Consider the following 19,203-nt stretch of genomic DNA (forward strand, 5'->3'; position numbering starts at 1 on the left):
CAAAAAATACCCCCGGGGCGACCGGGGGTAGAAGTGGCGTGGCCCGCGACGGAGGGAGCGGAGCGGAGCCGGCGACGCGGAAGGAAGTCCTTGGAAAATCAGAGATATCGTTCGCGAATGTCGACCGTCGATCGCTTGCCGATGTCCTGGTAGTTGGCCAGCAGCCACATGTCGGCGCATTCCCGGCCGCGGTCGCGCAGATCGACCAACGCCCCCCAGTCGGCATTGAGTTTGCTCGACACGGAAAGGCTCTTCATCGTCTCGTCATCGGAGATGCCGTGCACGAAGATGCGCTTGAGATTGCCGGTACTTTCAGGAGATGCATCGATCAAATCGGTGACGAAAGCCACCGCCCGCATTTCCCGCAGCAGCGATGAATTGAAACTGATCTCGTTGATGCGATTGAGGATCTCGGAGGCGGTGTGCGGCACCTCGGCCCGCTCGATCGGATTGATATGGACGACCAGCACATCCGGCGTGTCGCAGCCATAGATCAGCGGAAAGATTGCCGGATTGCCCATATAGCCGCCATCCCAATAGGACTCGCCGTCGATTTCGACAGCCTGAAACAGAAAGGGCAGGCAAGCCGATGCCATGACGGCGTCGATCGACAGTTCGTCATTGCCGAACACCTTGACCTTGCCGGTTCGGACATTGGTAGCGCAGATGCTGAGTTTCACCGGACAGCGCGCCGTGCGGATCGCATCCATGTCGACCGATTGCTCCAAGATCTGCCGCAGCGGATTGAAATTGAAAGGGTTGAACTGGTAGGGCGACATCAGTCGCGTCACCATGTCGAACATCATGAAGGCCGGCGAAAATTCCAGCGCCCGCGATCCGGTTATCTTGTCGAAGATCGTCGGCTGCAGAGGTCCGGATGCCGACGCATGGCTGACGCGCCGCCAGAAATTGGCGAGCGCGGTCTGCGCCCCGCTCCGCCCGCCTTCGGCCAGGCCATAGGCCAATACGGCGGCATTCATTGCGCCGGCGCTGGTTGCGACGACACCTTCCAACGACAGGTTCGGCTCGTCGAGCAGCCGGTCGAGCACGCCCCAGGTGAAGGCGCCATGCGCGCCTCCGCCCTGGAGCGCCAGATTGAGCGTCCGCGGCTCTCGCTCAGAGGAGGCGACAACCGCGCTGTCGGCGATAATTTTCTTCACACCTGTGTGCTTGTTCATGGTCCTCACTCCCCGATTTGTTGGTGTTGAGATTTTCAATGCGCCGTCCAGCCACCATCGACCGGAATGGCCGTGCCGGTGATGGAGCCTGCGAGATCGCAGCAGAGAAAGACGCTGAGCGCGCCCATTTCCTCGACCGTCGCGAACCGCTTGGTCGGCTGGTTCTTGAGAAACACGTCGCGGATTACTGCGTCGCGTGCGATGTTATGCGACTTCGCCTGCGCGTCGATCTGCTGCTCGACAAGCGGCGTCCAGACATAGCCGGGGCAGACTGCATTCGATGTCACGCCGAATTCGGCACCCTCAAGTGCAATCGACTTGGTGAACCCCACCATGCCGTGCTTTGCTGCGACATAGGCCGACTTGAATGGCGAGGCGACAAGGCCGTGCGCCGAGGCGACATTGATGATGCGGCCATAACCGCGCTCGCACATGCCGTCGAAAGTGGCCTGGACAAGATGAAAGGCGGCCGACAAGTTGATCGCCATGATCGCATCCCACTTCTCAGGCGGAAATTCGCCGATGGGAGAAACGTGCTGGATGCCGGCATTGTTGACGATGATATCGATTTGGCCGAATCGAGCCTTGGCGCGCTCCACCATCATCAGGATAGCGTCGCGCTTCGACATGTCGGCGCTGTCATAGGCGACATCGACATCGTTGCTCTCGGCCATCTCGGCGCGCAACGTTTCAATGCCGGCGGGATCGCCGAATCCATTGAGCATGATCGAGGCACCCGCCCTTGCCAGCGCATGGGCAATGCCAAGGCCGATACCGCTGGTCGAGCCGGTCACGATCGCCGTACGACCCTCGAGCATCTTGCGGCCAGCCAGGGGTTCAGTTTCGGTAGCAAGCAGATTGAGCATTGCGTTCTCCATTTTTAGACGCCACGATGTGTAGCTTCCCGTTCAAAATGGCGCGGTTGCAGTCATAAGAGAAATGCCGCTCACTAATGGAATTGATAATTCGGTGGCATTGGCCGAATATAGCGCCGGGGACCAGAGTAGATGCATTGGCTTACTTTGGAATTGTTGGGGAGCGGATATGGATATCCATCACATCCGGTATTTTCTGGCCGTTTGCGAAACGCGCAACTTCACGCGCGCGGCGCAGAACTGCAATGTCACTCAGCCCGCGCTGAGCAGAGCGGTTCAGCAGCTCGAGGACGAGGTGGGCGGGCTGCTTTTCCGTCGCGAACGAAACCTCACCCACATCACCGATCTCGGCAATCTCTTGCGTCCGCGTTTCCAGCAAGTGCAGGACGAACTCCTGGGCGTCAAAACCGAGGCATCGAAATTTCTCTGTCTCAACGACGCGCACCTCAAGGTCGGCATCATGTGCACGATCGGACCGCGGCGCTTTACCGGCCTGCTCACCGATTTCAACATGCGCCACAAGGGTATCCAGCTCCAACTCGTCGAGGGCATTCCGGCCAAGTTGGCGGGATTGCTGGAGCAGGGCGAACTCGATATCGCGATCATGTCGAGCGCCGACAATTTTCCGGAGCGCTTCGATGTGACGCCGCTGTTTCGGGAACGGTTCATGCTGGCCTTTCCGGCGGGGCACCGGCTTAGCCAATACGATGCCATTCCGATCGCCGCGATCGATGGCGAGATCTATCTTCGCCGTGTCAATTGCGAGTACTGGGACTATCTGACGGATCTCTGTGACGCTCAGGGTGTGAGCACTATCGTCTCCTATTCGAGCGAACGTGAGGACTGGATTCAGAATCTTGTCGCTGGTGGTCTCGGTATCTGTTTCATTCCTGAATACAGCGCCGTCGTGCCTGGCCTGCAAGTTCGGCCGGTCGCCGAACCGGAGGTAACCCGCGAAGTCTGCCTTGTAACCGTAGCTGGCCGCCGCTTCTCCCCCGCCGTCTCGACTTTCGTCGGCGCTGTCAAATCTTACGGCTGGGCCGCGCTGCCAGGCCGCTCACATTGAAAGCATAACGAATAATGAACTGTGCTCCGTGTCCTGGCGATGCGGAGCGTCCGCACGTCCTGCGTTTCACGATAGCCTCAGGCTATGGAATTGAGAATGAGGCGGCATTTCTCATTCGCCATCACCTTCTCCATGCTCCTTGTCATGCCCGGCGCGAACGCTTCATCCGGGCCCAACCAGGAGAACTCTGATGAAATTCGAACTGAATGCCAAGCGCCTGACGCTCGCCTCCGTCCTCGCTCTCGCGTCTTTCACCACCATGTCCACAGGCCAAGCCTATGCCGGCGAATGCCCGGCCGGCCAGGTCGCCGAAAACGGCATGCAACCCGGCGAAATGATGCCGAAGGGTGTGACTGACAAGCTCATCTCATCGATTGACCTCGCCTCCAAGGGAGACGCCTGGAAGAACAGCGCCCTGCGGATGCGCAAGCTGGTCGTGCAGCCTGGCGGCGTCGTGCCGTGGCATTCGCATGAGAGCCGTCCGGCCAACATCCTGATCGTTTCGGGCTCGATCACCGAATACCGCAGCACGTGCAAAGTGCCGATCGAGCATAAGGCTGGCGACGTGACTGCCGAATTCGGCATGCTGTCGCATTGGTGGAAGAACAACGGCAGCAAGCCGGCTGTTCTCTACTCCGCCGACATCCTGACCTCGGAAGAGCAAAAGAACGAATCCATGTGAGCCGCTTCCGAACTCGCTGACAGCCATCTCCGGCCCGCCAAGCCGGAGACGGCACACGCATTCACCCGACACTTGGAGTGATCGCCATGACCGGCATCGAACATGTCCTCAATCCGCCGAGAACGACCCTCGGCGCTACCGCCGCCGATGGCTGGCGCTTTGCCGTCATCGCGCTGATTTCTTTCCTGACATTGGTTGATCTCTTCGCGGCTCAGGCGATCCTGCCCGCGCTTGTGGAGAAATTCCAGGTCAGCCGCGCCGCCATGGGCTTTGCCGTCAATGCCAGCACTTTCGGCATGGCCGTCGCCGGGCTTGGCATAGCTTTCTTCGGTCGCAGGATCGATCGCCGCAGCGGTATCTGGATCAGCCTTGCGCTGCTTTCCCTTCCCACGACAGCTCTGGCCTTTACCCACGATCTGACGGTTTTTGCCATCCTCCGTATCGTCCAGGGCCTCTGCATGTCGGCAGCCTTCACGCTGACCATTGCCTATCTCTCGGAACACTTCTCGCCAGCCCAGGCGACAGGCGCCTTGGCGGCCTATGTCACCGGCAATGTCGCGAGCAATTTCTTCGGCCGCATCCTCTCTGCAATAGTGGTCGGGTTCGGTGGGCTTGAAATCAACTTCCTCACCTTCGCGGCCCTCAACATCGCCGGCGCGCTGCTTGTCCGGCTCACCCTCAAAAAGACCTCGGCCATGATGCAAACCAGCGAAGACGGCTCATTCAACATGCGCCGCTGGACTTATCATTTCGCCGATGGCGAGCTGCGCCGTGTCTTCGCGATCGGCTTCCTCATCCTTTTCGTCTTCATCGGAACCTTCACCTATGTGAACTTCCAACTCGTGGCTCTCGGCCTGTCGCCGATGACACTCGGCCTCGTTTACCTGGTATTCCTGCCGTCGATGCTAACCACGCCGATGGCAGGCAAGCTCGCGGTCCGAATCGGAGCAAAACTCGGGATCATCTCGACGCTTGGGCTCGCCATTGTCGGCGTCGCGGCACTTCTGAGTGTCAGCTTGCCTCTGGTGTTGGCCGGACTGGCGCTGGTGGCAATAGGGACATTCCTCGCCCAAGCGATCGCCACCGGTTTGGTTGGCCGACGCGCGGTTACGGACAAGGCAGGCGCCAGCGGAATTTACCTCGCCTCCTATTACACCGGGGGTCTCGCAGGCAGCCTCGTACTCGGTCAGATCTATGATCAGGTGGGCTGGCCGGCCTGTGTCGGCATGCTCGTCGCAGCACTGCTTGCGGCCATCGTGATCGCCCTTCCCATCGGCTCAACGCCCGGTCCAATCCGGCGATGATCCAGGGCCATCGAAACGCACATCGAACGGCATTCTACAGTGTCGAGACGGCCACAGGCGGGAACGCAGGCAGAGCGACCGAAAGCTATCCGAGGGGCAAGTGGACGAACCGATCTACCGTCCGGATCAATCCAACGGCATCACAAAGGTGAAGCGCGTCTCCTTGTCATCGGAACTGACCGTGATCGTCCCGCCATGGGCGCGGGCGATTTCCGAAGCGATGTGCAGACCCAGCCCCAATCCTCTTTGATTTGTACCGATTTCGCCTCTGAAATAAGGCTGAAAAAGCCTTGTCATCGCATCGCAGGAAATCGGAGGGCCGCTGTTGGCGATCCAAAGTTCCAGTCTTCCGCCGACAGTTGCCGCCGAGAGCCGCACCGGTTCGTTCGGCGTCCCATGGGTAAGGGCATTTCCGAGCAGGTTGGACACCAGCTGGCCAATCCGGCCGCTGTCGCAGTTTATCGGTCCGGCGAAGTCGATACTCACCTCAATTGCGCGGTCGAGATGACAGGAGCGGAGTTCTCCGATGACCTGTCGCAGGATCGGTTCGAGATACTCCGCTCGCCTCTCGATCGTGATGCCGCCACCCAATCGTCCGCGCGCGAAGTCGAGAACGTTGTCGATCAGGCCGGACATGCGAACGACGCTGCCCTGCATCAAATCGAGAATGTTGGTCGAGCGATCGGTCTGCTCCTCCTTTCGCAGCATGCGAGCCGCAGCGGCAATCGAGGCAAGCGGATTGCGCAGGTCATGGCCAAGGACAGCGATAAACTGCTCCCGCAATTCGGCGGTTTGCTGTTCAAGGTCGAGCTGGGATTTGACGATGGCGCCGGCTGCGTCCGCGGCTGCGCGCGCCTCGACCAGCTCCCGTTCATAACGGCGACGCTGGGCAGCCTGGAACATCGTCACGCGGGTGAAAAGCAGGGCACCGTCTTCTGCGCGTCTTTCCATTGCATTGGCGAGCACGGGCAAGGTTCTGCCGTCGGCCGTCACAAGATCGAGAGCAACCTCATTGAAAACCCCCTGCATGCGCAGCAGAGGCGCAAAATGGGTCTCGTAAAATATCCGGCCCGACGTATTGAGCAGGTCGCGAAGTCGTTTGCCGAGGAGTTGCTCGGCAGGGATGCCGATCCAGGTCGATAGCGTTCGGTTCACCTTGACGATGCGCCCGTCCGGCTGCAGCGAAAGATAGCCGCATGGCGCGTTTTCGTACAGGTCCTCAAGGTCTTCCGCCGGCATGACGATTTGCGTGTCGCCACCGGTCATCGGACGAACCGCCGGATTGCGGATATGACCTCGTCGGGAGCGCTGAGATTGGGGCAGTGGCCCCTGGCGTTCAGCACGACCAATTGACTGTTTGGGACCTGCTGATGCACGAATTCGCCGACCGGGGCGACGAAGCGCCCCATATTTTGGTCGCACCCGAATCCATGCGAAAAGATCATCGCACGCTGGCCATCGCCCCGGACTTGAACATGATTTCGATCGATGACGGTCATCTCGCCCTCTGCCCTGCTTTCATAGCATGTTCAGCCTGTTTTGGATTGAGGAAAGAATTGGGCAATGGGTTCGATGGTCTTGTGCCGCGATGTTCCAGACGTGGCCGCCAGCCATTTGCTGCATACCTCAGTCCGTCAATTTCCGGAGCTTGAAGAAGAACCGCCGAGGGTCGCCGCGCACGCACATCATTCCGGCAATCTCGTCATCGTCAATCCTGCGGAAATAGTCCACGATCGGCTGTTTGTCGTAGATCATCGCAGCCGTTTCGACGCCGTCGAGGGCCTGAAGCCGCAACGAAGCTGTGGTGCCTCTCGCTCGAAGCATCTTCTGCAGGTATGAGAACCAGCCGCGGGCAACGAATGTCCGGCCAAAGGGCGCCATCTTGATCGCCAGACCAATGGGTAACAAGCTTGGCTCGAGCGGCACGAGTCGGCCCGGTTTCCATGTGAAGAGCAGGGCGTCCGCCCGCATATTGGAATAAAAGCGCTTGCCAAACCAGCTGAGGTTCTCGAGCACGCCGTCCAGTGGATGACCTGACGGGATACCGACGCCGCTCCAAAGGCCGACCATGTCCTTCGGCTGGACAGGATCCAGCGACCGGAACCAGGCAGCCACCTCCTCCTGCCGGTCGCCTCGCATGGGTTCTCCTTCAGGGACGTTCATTGCAGAAAAATGAAAAGAAGGCTTGGAAGTTCCCGCTCATGCGGACCTGGCGGAAGCGCAACGGCCCCCGAGGGGCCGTCAGGGTATCCACCGGACAGGACTGGCCTATGCCTCAGGCGCGCGACGGCAGCAAGGGATAGCCGACCATGACGGCGCGGCCGAGCAGGGCTGCGACGAAAGCCTTGATCACATCGCCGGGAATGAAGGCCATCGAGCCAATGAAGGCTTTCGTGAAGCCGAGGCCGGCGACGGTGGCGAGATAGGTGATGCCGAAGGCGTAGAGCACGACGATGCCGCCGACCATGGCGGTGAGGAAGAAGCTGACCGTCTGCACCAGGCCGGATTGCTGATGGTTGACCAGCCGCTCGCTGAGATAACCGGTGACGAAGGCGGCAAAGATCCAGCCGATCAGGAAGCCGGCCGTCGGCGACGCGAAGATCGCAAGCCCGCCGCGGCCGCCGGAAAGCACTGGCAGGCCGATCGCGATCAGCACCAGCACGATCAGCACGGCAATCGCGCCGCGCCGGGCGCCGAGCACGACGCCGGCCATCATCACGCCGAGGGATTGCGCCGTGATCGGCACCGGAATGAAGCCGAGGGAGATCGGCGGCAGCAGGCCAAGCGCCACGATGATCGCAGCAAAGAGGGCGGTAAGAACGAGGTCGCGAGTGCTCATCATGAATTCCGTGTTTATCAATCGTTAACTCACATGCCGCCGAATGCCGCGCGCGTCAATCGCCGCGGCGATATTATCCGCATCCTTGAGCGTCAGGATGATCAGCGGCGCAAGCAGCGTCGTCGGCCGCACCTTCAGCCCGCGTGCCTTGTGCGCCTCGCGGATCGCCTGATAACGGCCGACGATCTCCGGCACGAAACGCAGCACCAGCCCAAGCGCCAGGCCGATATCGTCGGCCTGCACCCAACCGGTGCGTTCGAGCGGGCGGGCAAGCGCCGTCACCTCGTCGATGAACTCGGTGATCGACGTCGTCGCCGTCACGGTGGCGGCAAGCAGCATCAGCGCCGTCAGCCGCAACAGGGGCACGAGCGCCTCCTGCCAGGGATTGAAGATGAGGTTGAAGAGTGCGACGACCGCGATCGTCAGCAAGACCGGCCGCAGCCGTCTGAGCCCATCCGCAAACGGCAGGCCGACCATCCTGTAGAGAACCGCCGTCAGCAGCACAGCGATCGAAAGCAGGGCGAGGTTTCCGCTGATGAACAGCACCACGCCGAAGATCGTCAGCGACAACAGCTTCACCCGCGGCGAAAGCCGGTGCATCACGCTGTTGCCTTCGACATAGAGCGATTGCATCAGGCGGCGATCTCCTTGTAGCGGGCGATCGCCTCGGTAGCCGGCGCATCGGCGGCAAGCCGCCCTTCATGAAACAGCAGCACCCGCTCGAAACCGGCGATCAGCTCCAGATCATGCGTGATGATGATGGCGCTTTCCGGCAGCCCGGCGATAATCCCTTCGACCAGCGCCCGGTTCTTGAGGTCGAGCTGGTTGGTCGGTTCGTCGAGGATAAGAATGCCAGGCCCAGTCGCCAGCACCGAGCAGAGGGCCGCCACCTGCAGCTCGCCGCCGGAAAGCTCATGCGCGCGCCTGTCGGCCAGCGCCTCGGCGCCGAACCGGGCCAGCACGCCCTCGACCTTCGCGTCGATTTCCGCCTTGCTGAAGCCGCGCCGCTTCAGCCCGAAGGCGATGTCGTCTTTGACGATCGGCAGGATGATCTGGTTCTGCGGCGACTGGAAGATGAAGCCGACATTGGCCACCGCAGTCTTTTCATCGCTGGTGTCGCGGCCGTTGACGGTGACGCGGCCGACCGATGGTTTGGTCAACCCGTTGATCAGCCGCGCAAAAGTGGTCTTGCCCGAACCGTTCAGCCCGATGACGCCGATGCGTTTTCCACTGATGCCAAGCGTCAGCGGCTGCAGCGCCACCCGCGCCCCGAAACTGACACCGGCACCTTCGAAACGAATATCCAAACCAATCCCTCGCATCCTGCGTGGTACGTCTTCGACGCCTTGCCCCAGGAGATTGCCGCCCGACCCTCATCCGCCTGCCGCCACCTCTGCCTGGGTCGAGCCACATGTCTCGACCCGTCCTTCGGACCCCCGCTCGCGGGGAGAAGGGGATATGCCGCACCCGCTTCCTCAATCTCGACGCTGCGTTTGGCACGTGCCCTCGCCCCGCAGGCGGGGAGAGGGTTAGGGTGAGGGGCAGTCATCGGCGCCAACCTGATAGCAGTGCTTCTATACGGGGAACCCGTGATGATGAAAGTGCAATCTCGCTCTCGATATTGGGAGGATATCGGGTGGCTAGGAAGATTTTCCGGATTATGATGGGGTCATGACGAATCTGCTTTCCAATTCCGACGCCCGCCGTGTCTTCCTCGCCAAACAGGGCCTCAGCGCCCCGCCGAACCGCGCCTTGACCAAGGCCGGCCTGCTGCAGCTCATCCATGAGCTGGGTTTCGTCCAGGTGGACAGCATCCAGACGGTGGAGCGGGCGCATCATCAGATCCTGTTTTCCCGCAACCAGACCTACAGGCGCGAGCATCTGAAGGCGCTGCTCGAAAAGGAACGCGCGTTGTTCGAGCACTGGACGCACGATGCCTCGATTTTGCCGAGCGCCTTCTTCGTCTATTGGAAACACAAGTTCCGCCATCAGGAAAAGGTCCTCGTCGAACGCTGGCGCAAATGGCGCGGTGAGGGTTTCGAGGCAGCCTTCGAGGAGACCTATGAGCGCGTGCGTCGCGACGGCGCGCTGCTGGCGCGCGACGTCAAGGCCGACGGCCACGTTTCCGGCGGCTGGTGGAACTGGCATCCGAACAAGACGGCGCTCGAATATTTCTGGCACACCGGCAAGTTCGCCATCGCCGGCCGCTCGAACTTCCAGAAGATCTATGACCTGGCGGAGCGCGTCATCCCGGCCGAGTTCCGCGAGCCCGAGGTGAGCCGCGAGGAATTCATCGACTGGGCCTGCCGCAGCGCGCTCACCCGCCTCGGCTTCGCCACCCACGGCGAGATATCGGCCTTCTGGAACCTCGTCTCGCCCGATGAGGCCAAAGCCTGGGTTTCAGCCCATCGCGACGAACTGATCGAAGTGCTGATCGAACCGGCGCTCGACGGCAAGGCGCGCCCATCCTGGGCCTTTGCCGATTTCCCATCGACGCTCGACAGCTATCCCGATGCTCCGCCGCGCATCCGCGTTCTCAGCCCCTTCGATCCGATGATCCGCGACCGCAACCGCACCGAACGCCTGTTCGGCTTCTTCTACCGCATCGAAGTCTTCGTGCCCGAGCCGAAGCGCGAATATGGCTATTACGTCTTCCCGCTGCTCGAAGGCGACCGACTGATCGGCCGCATCGACATGAAGGCGGATCGGAAGAAATCGACGCTCGACATCAAGCGGCTGTGGCTGGAGCCGGGCGTGAAGCCGTCGGCCGGCCGGCTGGAGAGGTTGGAAGCGGAGTTGGAGCGGGTCGCGCGGTTTGCCGGCGTGGAGAAGGTCGTGTTTCTGGAGGGCTGGAGAGGGTAAAGCTTTCGCCGGAGCAGCAGCATCCTGCGCGAAAACCCCTCCCCAACCCCTCCCCACAAGGGGGAGGGGCGGCCGTGTGGCGCCCGTCGCATTTCATTCCAGACGATCCGGCATGTGGCGGCGTATTTTGGTGGCAGGACTATGCCGCGGGTTAGTCCCTCCCCCTTGTGGGGAGGGGTTGGGGAGGGGTCTTTGTCTCTGCCTTGCCGACGGCGGGCTCCCCTCTAGCAGATTTCCGTCGTGCTGATCTTGATGCCGAAGCCTTCGAGGCCGACATAGTGGCGCTCGCGGCTGGTCAGCAGCTTGATTGAGCTGACGCCGAGATCCCTGAGGATCTGTGCGCCGAGGCCGATTTCCAGCCATTCGCTCTCGCGGGTCTGGGCTTCGGAATGGGCCTCGCGGCCCTGGTTGCGGGCCTTGCGGCCGTTGTCGTGATGGCCGACGCCGACGGAGCCTTCGCGCAGGTAGACGATGACGCCGCGGCCCTGCTCGGCAATCTTCTGCATGTAGAAATCGACCGGACTGTTCTTGCCGAAAAGATCCTCGGCGACATTCTCCGGATGCAGCCGCACCGGAATGTCGACCCCGTCGCGAATGTCGCCGAAGACGACGGCGAGATGCTGCATCGGATCCCAGGGCAGGGAATAGGTATGGGCCTTGGCCTTGCCGAACGGCGTCTCGATGTCGAAGCTGGTACCGAGTTCGATCAGCGTTTCCTTGCGCTGGCGATAGGCAATGAGATCGGCGACCGAGACGAGTTTCAGCCCGTGCTGTTCGGCGAAGTCGACCACCTCAGGCCCGCGTGTGACGGTGCCGTCGTCGTTGACCAGCTCGGAGATGACGCCGATCAGCGGCAGGCCGGCGAGCTTGCAGAGATCGACGGCGGCTTCCGTGTGGCCGGAGCGCATCAGCACGCCGCCTTCGCGGGAAACCAGCGGGAAGATGTGGCCGGGGCGGACGAAATCGGAGGCGCCGACATTCGGATTGGCGAGGTTGCGCACCGTCAGCGTCCGGTCGTCGGCCGAGATGCCGGTCGTCGTGCCGTGCTTGAAATCGACCGAGACGGTGAAGGCCGTCGTATGGGCCGAATCGTTTTCCGCCACCATGGCATTGAGGTTGAGGCGTTTTGCCTCTTCCTTCGGCATCGGCGCGCAGACGATGCCGGAGGTGTGACGCACGATGAAGGCCATCTTCTCGGGTGTGCAATGCACCGCGGCGACGATCAGGTCGCCTTCGTTCTCGCGGTCATTGTCGTCCATGACGACGACGATCTCGCCGGCCTCGAAGGCCCTTATGGCGTCGACGACGCGCTTCTGGTCATAAGACATGGGGCAAGCGCTCCTATTTCAGGCGGCCGGTCTGGCCGCGGTCGCGAAGATAATGATCGGCGATGGCGCAGGCGACCATCGCCTCGCCGATCGGCACGGCGCGGATGCCGACGCAGGGGTCGTGCCGGCCCTTGGTGCGGATATCGACATTCTTGCCGTCCGCATCGATCGACTGGCGTTCGGTCAGGATCGAGGACGTCGGCTTGACGGCGAAACGCGCCACCACCGGCTGCCCGGTGGAGATGCCGCCGAGAATACCGCCGGCATTGTTGGAAAGGAAGATCGGCGTGCCGTCATTGCCCATGCGCATCTCGTCGGCATTGTCTTCGCCCGACGTTTCGGCGGCGGCAAAACCATTGCCGATCTCGACGCCCTTGACGGCGTTGATCGACATCAGCAGCGAGGCGATATCCTGGTCGAGCTTGGCATAGATCGGCGCGCCGAGGCCGGCCGGCACACCTTCGGCGATCACTTCGATGACCGCGCCGATCGAGGAGCCGTTCTTGCGGATGCCGTCGAGATACTCCTCCCAGACCGGCACGATCGCGGCATCGGGCGAGAAGAACGGGTTCTGATCGATCTGGCCCCAATCCCAGTTGCGGCGGTCGATCTTGTGTTTGCCGATCTGCACCAGCGCCCCGCGCACGGTAACGCCTGGTACGACAAGGCGGGCGATGCCGCCGGCGGCAACCCGGGCAGCGGTTTCGCGCGCCGAGGAGCGGCCGCCGCCGCGATAGTCGCGAATGCCGTATTTGAGGTCATAGGTATAATCGGCATGGCCGGGGCGGTATTGCCGGGCGATCTCGCCGTAATCCTTGGAGCGCTGGTCGGTGTTTTCGATCAGCATGGAGATCGGCGTGCCGGTGGTCGTCATCGTCTCGCCATCGGCATCGAGCATGACGCCGGACAGGACCTTCACCAGATCGTCCTCGCGCCGCTGCGTCACGAACCGGGATTGCCCGGGCTTGCGCTTGTCGAGCCAGACCTGCAGGTCCTCGAGCTTGAAGCGCAGCCCCGGAGGGCAGCCGTCGACGACACAGCCGAGCGCCGGACCATGGCTTTCGCCCCAGGTGGTTACGCGGAAAAGGTGACCGAATGTATTGTGCGACATGTGTTCCCACGGTGGCGCGCCAAAGCCGGTCGCTGCCGGCTGCGCCATTGCTTGAAAAGGCGCGACACTCATAGGCCAAAAAACCGCCGAGGCAAAAGCCTTTCTTTGCGCCAAACCGGCAGCTCAGGAAATGCTGTTTCCGTCCGTTGTGATGGACGGGCGGTGCATTGTGCCGCCATTCTCTCTGCACAGGCGGGGAGGGGTCAGGGCTGGGGGCGATCGGCAGGCAGCGATCAGGACGCCAGCCGCCACCCCGTTCCGGTGGCTTCCTCGGTGAAGTCGTCGAAGGAGAGCGGCCGCGAGAAGGCATACCCTTGCAGGATATCGCAGCCGAGATCGCGCAGCAGTGCGGCATGTGCCGCCGTCTCCACCCCTTCGGCCACCGTCTCGACCCCGAGCGAGCGGGCGATTTCGATGATCGAGCTGACGAGTGCCCGCTCCTGCGAGGCATTGACGATCGGCTGCACCAGCTGGCGGTCGATCTTCAGACGCTTCGGCTTCAGCTTCAACAGGCTGACGATCGAGGTATGGCCGGTGCCGAAATCGTCGATCTCGATATCGATGCCGAGCGCCTTGATGCGCTCGAGATTCTGCGAGACGACGTCCTCGCTCTCGTCGAGGAAGATCGATTCCACCAGTTCGAAGGAAATCTCGCCCGGACGGATATGCAGGTCGGCGAGTGATTCCAACAGGCTGCCGTCATGCAGCCGCCGCGCCGAAACATTGACCGAGACCTTGGGCACCACAATGCCACGGGCTGTCCAGCGCACCTTGTCACGCAGCGCCGTTTCCAGAACGATCCGGTCGAGCATCTGCACGACATTGATCTCGTCGGCAATGCGCAGGAACTTGTCGGGGGCGAGCCACCCCTTGGACGGGTGGTTCCAGCGCACCAGCGCCTCGACGCCCGTCAGTTCCATCGTCCGGGCCGAGAATTGCGGCTGATACCATGCGGTGAATTCGCCATTGTCGATGCCGGCAAGGATCTCGTCGGCGGTGCGCTTGGTATTGATGATATCGGCCTGGAGATTGTGATTGAAGAACTCGAAGCGGTTGCGGCCCATGCTCTTGGCGCGGTAGAGCGCGATATCGGCGTTGATCAGCATCTTGCGCGCATCGACATGGATGCCATTGGCGAGCGCAATGCCGATCGACACGCCGCAGCGGCAGGAAAAGCCCTGGAAATCGATCGGCTGGCGCATCTCCTCGATGATCCGCGTCGAAAGTTGCGCCATCTCCTTGTCGCCGACGTCGAGGGCGAGGATGACGAACTCGTCGCCGCCGATGCGCGCGACGACGTCGCTGCCGCGGACATTCTTGGCGAGCACCTTCGAGGCGTGCACCAGCATCGCATCGCCGGCGGCATGGCCGAGCGTATCGTTGATGTCCTTGAAGCGGTCGAGATCGATATGCAGGATCGAGAATTTCTGCCGCTCTCGGCGTCCGTCATGGGTCAGATTTTCGAGCGCGATGTCGAGCTTGCGGCGGTTGGCGAGTGCAGTCAGCGGATCGTGCAGCGAGTTGTGCTCAATCCTGTTCTTGGCAAGCTCGAGCTCGATATTCTTGGCGACCGCCTCGTCCTTGGCGGCCTTCAGCCGGATCGTCATCAGCACGTCTTCGGTGGCGTCGAAGGCGATGCCCATGACCTTCATCTCGCCCGTCCCCGTCTGGTGGACCTTGCCGACCGAGCGCACATAACGCACCGAGCCGTCGTCGACCAGCACGCGGCAGACGAGCGTGTGCGTATCGCCGTTCTTCTTGAAGTGGCGTGCGCTTTCGAGCGCTAAGGCTCGATCCTCGGGGTGGATGCAGCCAAGCCAGATCTCCTCGGTCATGAAGCCGTTGCGCGGCGCAAGCCCATAGAGCTCGTGCATCCGCTCGTTCCAGATCGAGCCGCCTCGGCCGGGCCGGGCTTCCCATATGCCGCACTGATAGGAATCGAGCGCCAGGTCGAGCCGGCTGGAAAGCTCGGCCAGCTGCCCCTCGCGGCTCGAGAGTTCTTCAAGCGCCAGCTCCAGCTCGGCATTCTTGACCTCGCTCATATCCTTGGCCTTGCGCAGCCTGTCGGTGATCTCCGCATCGGCTGTCACGTCCCAGACGATGCCGATCGTCTTGCTGATGCCGCCGGCATCCGTATAGAAGGCGCCGACCGAGCGCAGGTGGCGGATACCGCCGTCGGCAAGCATGATGCGGTATTGTGCCGTGCAGGCAGCACCGGCGATGCTGCAGCTGAAGAAATGCACTTCGGCGATGTCGCGGTCCTCGGGCAGGACAGCCGCCAGCCATTCGTCGAGCGCCCAGCTTCCTTCCTCGGCCGGCTTGCCGTGCAGGGCCGCGGCGCGCGTGTCCCAGAGCAGGCTGCTCGAATCATCCTGCAGCTCCCAGATGCCGATATTCGAGGATTCCAGCGCCAGATTGAGCCGCTGCGACAGTTCCAGCAGTTTTGCCTCGCGCGTCTCCAGCGCGGTAATGTTGCGATTGCGCTCGCCGAGCAGGAGGGTCGCGAAGAAGATCGGCACGATGATGACGAAGCCGCCGGCAAGGATGATCAGGCGCAGCTCGGTGCGGTTTTCGGGTATCGCGTCCCAGCCGCTGTTGGGGACCGCGGAAAGCTCCCACTTGCCGCCGGCAAAGCCGATCTTCTGGCGCATCGGATGCTTGTCATCGATATCGGACGAACCGAAGAACGGTGCCGGCAGAGCAGCATTGGTCGCGGCCGCCGCGCCGATATCGCGGATGGCGATCGACAGATGGTCGAGATGCGGATAGCGTTCCCGGTTCTCGCGGTCGCGTGCCGGCATCAGCCCGGTCGCCTGGTAGAACATCGTCTGGTCGATGGCGACTTCGACCGCCCCCCAGAGCCGCCGTTCGCCGTTCTCCCTGACAAAAACCGGGAAGAAGATGGCAAAGGCGTCGCGGCTGTCAATGCTGATCGGGCCGTAGAAGCGCGCCGACTGGTCGCCGGCCGCGCCGGTCATCGCCTGGCGGAAGAACAGAGCCTCGCGCACGTCGCGGCCGATCCGCTCATTGCCGGATTGCGGCGGGTGGATGTCGCGGACGATGAAATCAGGCGCGACGGCGATATGAATGAAAGAGGGGTTCTGGATCAGCAGCCAGTTGATCTGGCGCTCCATCTCCTCTCCGTTTACCGTGCTGACGGAGATCAGGTTCGTCAGGTCGCGCACGATGCTGAGGTCCATATTGATCTCGGCCATGACGCGGGCGCGGATCAGGTTCGTCTCGTTTTCGGTGCGGATACGAAGTTCGCGCACATGAGACGCAGTATTGGCCTGGTCGAGCCCGAAGCCGACCACGATGACGACCAGGGCGACAAGCGACGAAACCACAAACGAGACGCGGCTATTCTTCAACACGCGCCGCAACTGCTTGCTGTCGCTGAGCCTGGATAACAAAATGAAACCCCCATGTTGACGAGCAACTCTAGGGCGCGCGGGTTAATTTACGATTGCCCGCCGTCGATTCCGGGAAGGCGAAGAAAGGCGTAAAAACCCGGGTTAACGCGGCATCTTGATTATATTTAAAATCCTATTCATCAATTGGGCGGGGAAAGCCATTCTTCCGGGCAATTTTCGCCATATTCAGGAGCTTATCTGTGGCCAGTCAGTTTCTCGTGCAGCGTCTTATAAGGATTGTCGCCATGCGTTTCGTCGTCGCCACGCTTTTGGCAACAGCAAGCTTCCTGTCCCCGATGAGCGGTTTTGCCGAGAGCGCCGATGTCGAGGCGACGATCAAGAAGGTCGACACGGCCAACCTCGTGCTGACCCTAGATGACGGCAAAACCTATCAGGCGCCCGAGGAATTCAATTTCGACGGCCTCGAAGCCGGCGTGAAGGTGATCGTCTTCTATACCGAGGTCGACGGCAAGCGCGTCATCAACGATCTCGATATCGTCAAATAGGCAGCGTAACGCCTAGATCGGCGTATAAAATTCACTTCCATTCCACTACATATGTACACTATGCCACGTCGGCGTAGTGCCCACAGTGGTGCGCAACCTCGTAGGACAATCGTGTCCGCTATGGAGACTGATCGTATGAAGCACGCCTCGATCATAGTGCGCGCGGATTGGGATGAAGAGGCTGGTGTTTGGGTTGCCAGTAGCAACGATATCGAAGGGCTGGCCGTCGAGGCCGACACCCTCGAAGCCCTCGAGCCTAAAGTTGTGGCAGCTATAACCGACCTTTTCGAGCTTAACGGCTTCACCTCGAGTCTGCCGGAAATCCCCGTCCATATCATGGCCGAACAGCTCGTTCGCATCCCCAATCCGACCTACTGAGCGCATGGCCGGCTATCTCCGCGAACTCAAAGAGTTATTGCTGAAAGCCGGCTGCGAATACGTGCGACCGGGAAAGGGTGATCATGAAATCTGGTACAGCCGATTTCTAACCGCCACTTCACGGTCGACCATGGTGTAAAATCCCGCCATACGGCCAATGAAACGCTAAAACAGGCCGGACTTCCGAAGGCTTTTTGATCGAGGCGCAATGGCAATGCCTACAGCCAGACGATCGTCCGCTCCGTGGTTTCGATCCTGATGATCCGATCCTGTGGGATCGCACCTTCCGCAGCAGTGCTTTTCGGCAGGTCGGCGATCGTCTGGAACAGCGTGCGGATGACGCCGCCATGCGTCACGCAGACCGTCGGCCGATCGACCGAGTTCAGCCAAGAGCCGGTGCGCCAGGAGAGGATTTCATAGCTTTCCGCATCATCGCCGGGCGGGATAAAATCCCATTTCGAGGCGTTGCGCTCCGCTACCCGCTCGCGCTGCGTCGCCTTCAACTCCTTGATCGTTGAGCCTTCCCAGTCGCCGAAGGAAATTTCCACCAGCCTTGGATCGGTGCGATAGGCCAGCGGCGGCAGGCCCATGGCGGTGCGCATGATTTCCATCGTCGCGCGCGTGCGCTGGAGCGGGCTTGCGACGAAATCGAACTGGTCGATCGTGTCGCCGAGAATCCCGGCAAGCGCGATGCCGTTCTGCCGGGCCTGTTCCAGGCCCGTGGCATTCATCGGGATATCCTTCTGACCCTGCAGGCGGCGCTCGGCATTCCAGGCGGTCTGGCCGTGTCTGATCACGTAGATAAGCACGGTCTCGCATCCATATGGAGAAATCAGTCCTTGATGACGGAAATGTCGGGCGCGTCGACCGCCTTCATGCCGATGACATGATAGCCGCTGTCGGCGTGATGCACTTCGCCGGTGACGGAGCGCGAGAGATCCGACAGGAGATAGAGGCCGACATCGCCGACTTCCTCGATGGTGACGGTACGGCGCAACGGCGCGTTATATTCGTTCCACTTCAGAATATAGCGGAAATCGCCGATGCCGGAGGCGGCAAGCGTCTTGATCGGTCCGGCCGAAACGGCGTTGACGCGGATGTTCTGGGGGCCGAGATCGACGGCAAGATACTTGACGCTGGCTTCGAGCGCGGCCTTGGCGACACCCATGACGTTATAGTTCGGCATCACCTTTTCGGCGCCGTAATAGGTCAGCGTCAGCATGGCGCCGCCATCCGTCATCAGCTTCTCGGCGCGGCGTGCGACCGAGGTGAAGGAATAGACGGAGATCTGCATCGTCTTGGTGAAATTGTCGGGCGAGGTGTCGACGTAGCGGCCGGTCAGCTCGTCCTTGTCGGAAAAGCCGATCGCATGCACGAGGAAATCGATCTTGCCCCAGAGCTTTTCGACGTTTTCGAAAACGGCGTCGATGGTTGCTTCGTCGGCGACGTCACAATGGCCGACGAGCGTCGCGCCGATTTCGGCGGCGAGCGGCTCGACGCGCTTCTTCAGCGCATCGCCCTGGTAGGTGAGCGCAACTTCTCCGCCCTGCGCATGAATGGCCTTGGCAATACCCCACGCAATCGAACGATTGTTGGCGACACCCATGATGACGCCGCGTTTGCCTGCCATGAGGCCGGATGCTTGAGCCATATTTCGCTCC

General features: G+C 61.4%; 18 protein-coding genes and 2 pseudogenes. 7 read left to right on the top strand and 13 right to left on the bottom strand.

Translation table 11 applies throughout. The annotated features are described in order from the left end of the window. Nucleotides 1-98: 98 nt before the first annotated feature. Both N1937_RS03170 and N1937_RS03175 read right to left on the bottom strand, forming a co-directional pair. On the bottom strand, nt 99-1,178 hold the full coding sequence (locus tag N1937_RS03170; RefSeq protein ID WP_222385817.1) for a patatin-like phospholipase family protein: 1,080 nt from the start codon (nt 1,176-1,178) through the stop codon (nt 99-101). A gap of 35 nt (nt 1,179-1,213) precedes the next feature. Further along, the gene (locus N1937_RS03175) at nt 1,214-2,044 is read right to left on the bottom strand and encodes a 3-hydroxybutyrate dehydrogenase (RefSeq protein ID WP_222294446.1); all 831 of its coding nucleotides are present in this window, start codon (nt 2,042-2,044) and stop codon (nt 1,214-1,216) included. A gap of 178 nt (nt 2,045-2,222) precedes the next feature. Between N1937_RS03175 and N1937_RS03180 the strand changes: the two genes are divergently transcribed. The 3 genes from N1937_RS03180 (at nt 2,223) to N1937_RS03190 (ending at nt 5,105) form a co-directional block, all read left to right on the top strand. Further along, nucleotides 2,223-3,119, top strand: coding sequence for a LysR family transcriptional regulator (locus tag N1937_RS03180; RefSeq protein ID WP_162118318.1), 897 nt, complete (start codon nt 2,223-2,225; stop codon nt 3,117-3,119). A gap of 190 nt (nt 3,120-3,309) precedes the next feature. Beyond that, nucleotides 3,310-3,801: a cupin domain-containing protein gene (locus tag N1937_RS03185; RefSeq protein ID WP_162118317.1), complete on the top strand. Its 492-nt coding sequence runs from the start codon at nt 3,310-3,312 to the stop codon at nt 3,799-3,801. Between the two features lie 86 nt (nt 3,802-3,887). Continuing rightward, the gene (locus N1937_RS03190; RefSeq protein ID WP_260057446.1) at nt 3,888-5,105 is read left to right on the top strand and encodes an MFS transporter; all 1,218 of its coding nucleotides are present in this window, start codon (nt 3,888-3,890) and stop codon (nt 5,103-5,105) included. 126 nt (nt 5,106-5,231) lie between these two features. Here N1937_RS03190 and N1937_RS03195 read toward each other — a convergent pair whose 3' ends face one another. From N1937_RS03195 to N1937_RS03220, 6 genes and pseudogenes are all read right to left on the bottom strand, one after another. Beyond that, nucleotides 5,232-6,371: a PAS domain-containing sensor histidine kinase gene (locus tag N1937_RS03195; protein ID WP_260057447.1), complete on the bottom strand. Its 1,140-nt coding sequence runs from the start codon at nt 6,369-6,371 to the stop codon at nt 5,232-5,234. Beyond that, a pseudogene (locus N1937_RS31495) lies at nt 6,368-6,493 on the bottom strand (alpha/beta fold hydrolase); the annotation flags it as partial. The gene N1937_RS03195 and the pseudogene N1937_RS31495, both read right to left, overlap by 4 nt. 238 nt (nt 6,494-6,731) lie before the next feature. Beyond that, entirely contained in the window at nt 6,732-7,268 is a 537-nt protein-coding gene (locus tag N1937_RS03205; RefSeq protein WP_222281441.1) for a GXWXG domain-containing protein, read from the bottom strand. Between the two features lie 112 nt (nt 7,269-7,380). Next, a complete protein-coding gene (locus N1937_RS03210; RefSeq protein ID WP_170263081.1) occupies nt 7,381-7,944 on the bottom strand; it encodes a biotin transporter BioY in 564 nt (187 codons plus the stop codon). Nucleotides 7,945-7,968: 24 nt separating this feature from the next. After that, nucleotides 7,969-8,577 (bottom strand): energy-coupling factor transporter transmembrane component T family protein, encoded by a 609-nt coding sequence (locus N1937_RS03215; RefSeq protein WP_222281442.1) that lies wholly within the window; start codon nt 8,575-8,577, stop codon nt 7,969-7,971. After that, nucleotides 8,577-9,251 carry an energy-coupling factor ABC transporter ATP-binding protein gene (locus N1937_RS03220; protein ID WP_222281443.1) on the bottom strand — a complete coding sequence of 225 codons (675 nt, stop codon included), beginning with the start codon at nt 9,249-9,251 and terminating at the stop codon, nt 8,577-8,579. Before N1937_RS03220 ends, N1937_RS03215 begins: the two co-directional genes overlap by 1 nt. Nucleotides 9,252-9,615: 364 nt before the next feature. Between N1937_RS03220 and N1937_RS03225 the strand changes: the two genes are divergently transcribed. Beyond that, nucleotides 9,616-10,806 carry a winged helix-turn-helix domain-containing protein gene (locus N1937_RS03225; protein WP_260057448.1) on the top strand — a complete coding sequence of 397 codons (1,191 nt, stop codon included), beginning with the start codon at nt 9,616-9,618 and terminating at the stop codon, nt 10,804-10,806. A gap of 224 nt (nt 10,807-11,030) precedes the next feature. Here the strand turns inward: N1937_RS03225 and ribB are convergent, their stop codons facing one another. From ribB to N1937_RS03240, 3 genes are all read right to left on the bottom strand, one after another. Continuing rightward, a complete protein-coding gene (gene ribB / locus N1937_RS03230; RefSeq protein ID WP_162118308.1) occupies nt 11,031-12,134 on the bottom strand; it encodes a 3,4-dihydroxy-2-butanone-4-phosphate synthase in 1,104 nt (367 codons plus the stop codon). A 13-nt stretch (nt 12,135-12,147) separates the two neighbouring features. Further along, nucleotides 12,148-13,245 carry a chorismate synthase gene (aroC, locus tag N1937_RS03235; RefSeq protein ID WP_260057449.1) on the bottom strand — a complete coding sequence of 366 codons (1,098 nt, stop codon included), beginning with the start codon at nt 13,243-13,245 and terminating at the stop codon, nt 12,148-12,150. Between the two features lie 233 nt (nt 13,246-13,478). Further along, nucleotides 13,479-16,658, bottom strand: a complete 3,180-nt coding sequence (locus N1937_RS03240; RefSeq protein WP_260057450.1) for a bifunctional diguanylate cyclase/phosphodiesterase — start codon at nt 16,656-16,658, stop codon at nt 13,479-13,481. 245 nt (nt 16,659-16,903) lie between these two features. On the opposite strand from N1937_RS03240, the gene N1937_RS03245 reads away from it, so the two are divergent. The 3 genes and pseudogenes from N1937_RS03245 (at nt 16,904) to N1937_RS03255 (ending at nt 17,740) form a co-directional block, all read left to right on the top strand. Next, nucleotides 16,904-17,164, top strand: a complete 261-nt coding sequence (locus tag N1937_RS03245; RefSeq protein ID WP_003569889.1) for a DUF1344 domain-containing protein — start codon at nt 16,904-16,906, stop codon at nt 17,162-17,164. A gap of 135 nt (nt 17,165-17,299) precedes the next feature. Then, nucleotides 17,300-17,542 carry a DUF1902 domain-containing protein gene (locus tag N1937_RS03250; protein ID WP_037115447.1) on the top strand — a complete coding sequence of 81 codons (243 nt, stop codon included), beginning with the start codon at nt 17,300-17,302 and terminating at the stop codon, nt 17,540-17,542. Between the two features lie 4 nt (nt 17,543-17,546). Continuing rightward, nucleotides 17,547-17,740, top strand: a pseudogene (locus N1937_RS03255) (type II toxin-antitoxin system HicA family toxin). Between the two features lie 20 nt (nt 17,741-17,760). Here N1937_RS03255 and N1937_RS03260 read toward each other — a convergent pair. Continuing rightward, a complete protein-coding gene (locus tag N1937_RS03260) occupies nt 17,761-18,351 on the bottom strand; it encodes a histidine phosphatase family protein (protein ID WP_162118305.1) in 591 nt (196 codons plus the stop codon). A 23-nt stretch (nt 18,352-18,374) separates the two neighbouring features. Further along, the gene (gene fabI / locus N1937_RS03265) at nt 18,375-19,193 is read right to left on the bottom strand and encodes an enoyl-ACP reductase FabI (RefSeq protein WP_017963100.1); all 819 of its coding nucleotides are present in this window, start codon (nt 19,191-19,193) and stop codon (nt 18,375-18,377) included. Nucleotides 19,194-19,203 lie beyond the last annotated feature (10 nt).

The sequence above is a fragment of the Rhizobium sp. WSM4643 genome, assembly GCF_025152745.1.
GTDB lineage: Bacteria > Pseudomonadota > Alphaproteobacteria > Rhizobiales > Rhizobiaceae > Rhizobium > Rhizobium leguminosarum_I.

Excerpts from the sequence above, each read along its gene's own strand:
- N1937_RS03170 (WP_222385817.1), bottom strand. The coding sequence starts at position 1,178 with ATGAACAAGCACACAGGTGTGAAGAAAATTATCGCCGACAGCGCGGTT.
- N1937_RS03175 (WP_222294446.1), bottom strand. The coding sequence starts at position 2,044 with ATGCTCAATCTGCTTGCTACCGAAACTGAACCCCTGGCTGGCCGCAAG.
- N1937_RS03180 (WP_162118318.1), top strand. The coding sequence starts at position 2,223 with ATGGATATCCATCACATCCGGTATTTTCTGGCCGTTTGCGAAACGCGC.
- N1937_RS03185 (WP_162118317.1), top strand. The coding sequence starts at position 3,310 with ATGAAATTCGAACTGAATGCCAAGCGCCTGACGCTCGCCTCCGTCCTC.
- N1937_RS03190 (WP_260057446.1), top strand. The coding sequence starts at position 3,888 with ATGACCGGCATCGAACATGTCCTCAATCCGCCGAGAACGACCCTCGGC.
- N1937_RS03195 (WP_260057447.1), bottom strand. The coding sequence starts at position 6,371 with ATGACCGGTGGCGACACGCAAATCGTCATGCCGGCGGAAGACCTTGAG.
- N1937_RS03205 (WP_222281441.1), bottom strand. The coding sequence starts at position 7,268 with ATGAACGTCCCTGAAGGAGAACCCATGCGAGGCGACCGGCAGGAGGAG.
- N1937_RS03210 (WP_170263081.1), bottom strand. The coding sequence starts at position 7,944 with ATGAGCACTCGCGACCTCGTTCTTACCGCCCTCTTTGCTGCGATCATC.
- N1937_RS03215 (WP_222281442.1), bottom strand. The coding sequence starts at position 8,577 with ATGCAATCGCTCTATGTCGAAGGCAACAGCGTGATGCACCGGCTTTCG.
- N1937_RS03225 (WP_260057448.1), top strand. The coding sequence starts at position 9,616 with ATGACGAATCTGCTTTCCAATTCCGACGCCCGCCGTGTCTTCCTCGCC.
- ribB (WP_162118308.1), bottom strand. The coding sequence starts at position 12,134 with ATGTCTTATGACCAGAAGCGCGTCGTCGACGCCATAAGGGCCTTCGAG.
- aroC (WP_260057449.1), bottom strand. The coding sequence starts at position 13,245 with ATGTCGCACAATACATTCGGTCACCTTTTCCGCGTAACCACCTGGGGC.
- N1937_RS03245 (WP_003569889.1), top strand. The coding sequence starts at position 16,904 with ATGCGTTTCGTCGTCGCCACGCTTTTGGCAACAGCAAGCTTCCTGTCC.
- N1937_RS03250 (WP_037115447.1), top strand. The coding sequence starts at position 17,300 with ATGAAGCACGCCTCGATCATAGTGCGCGCGGATTGGGATGAAGAGGCT.
- fabI (WP_017963100.1), bottom strand. The coding sequence starts at position 19,193 with ATGGCTCAAGCATCCGGCCTCATGGCAGGCAAACGCGGCGTCATCATG.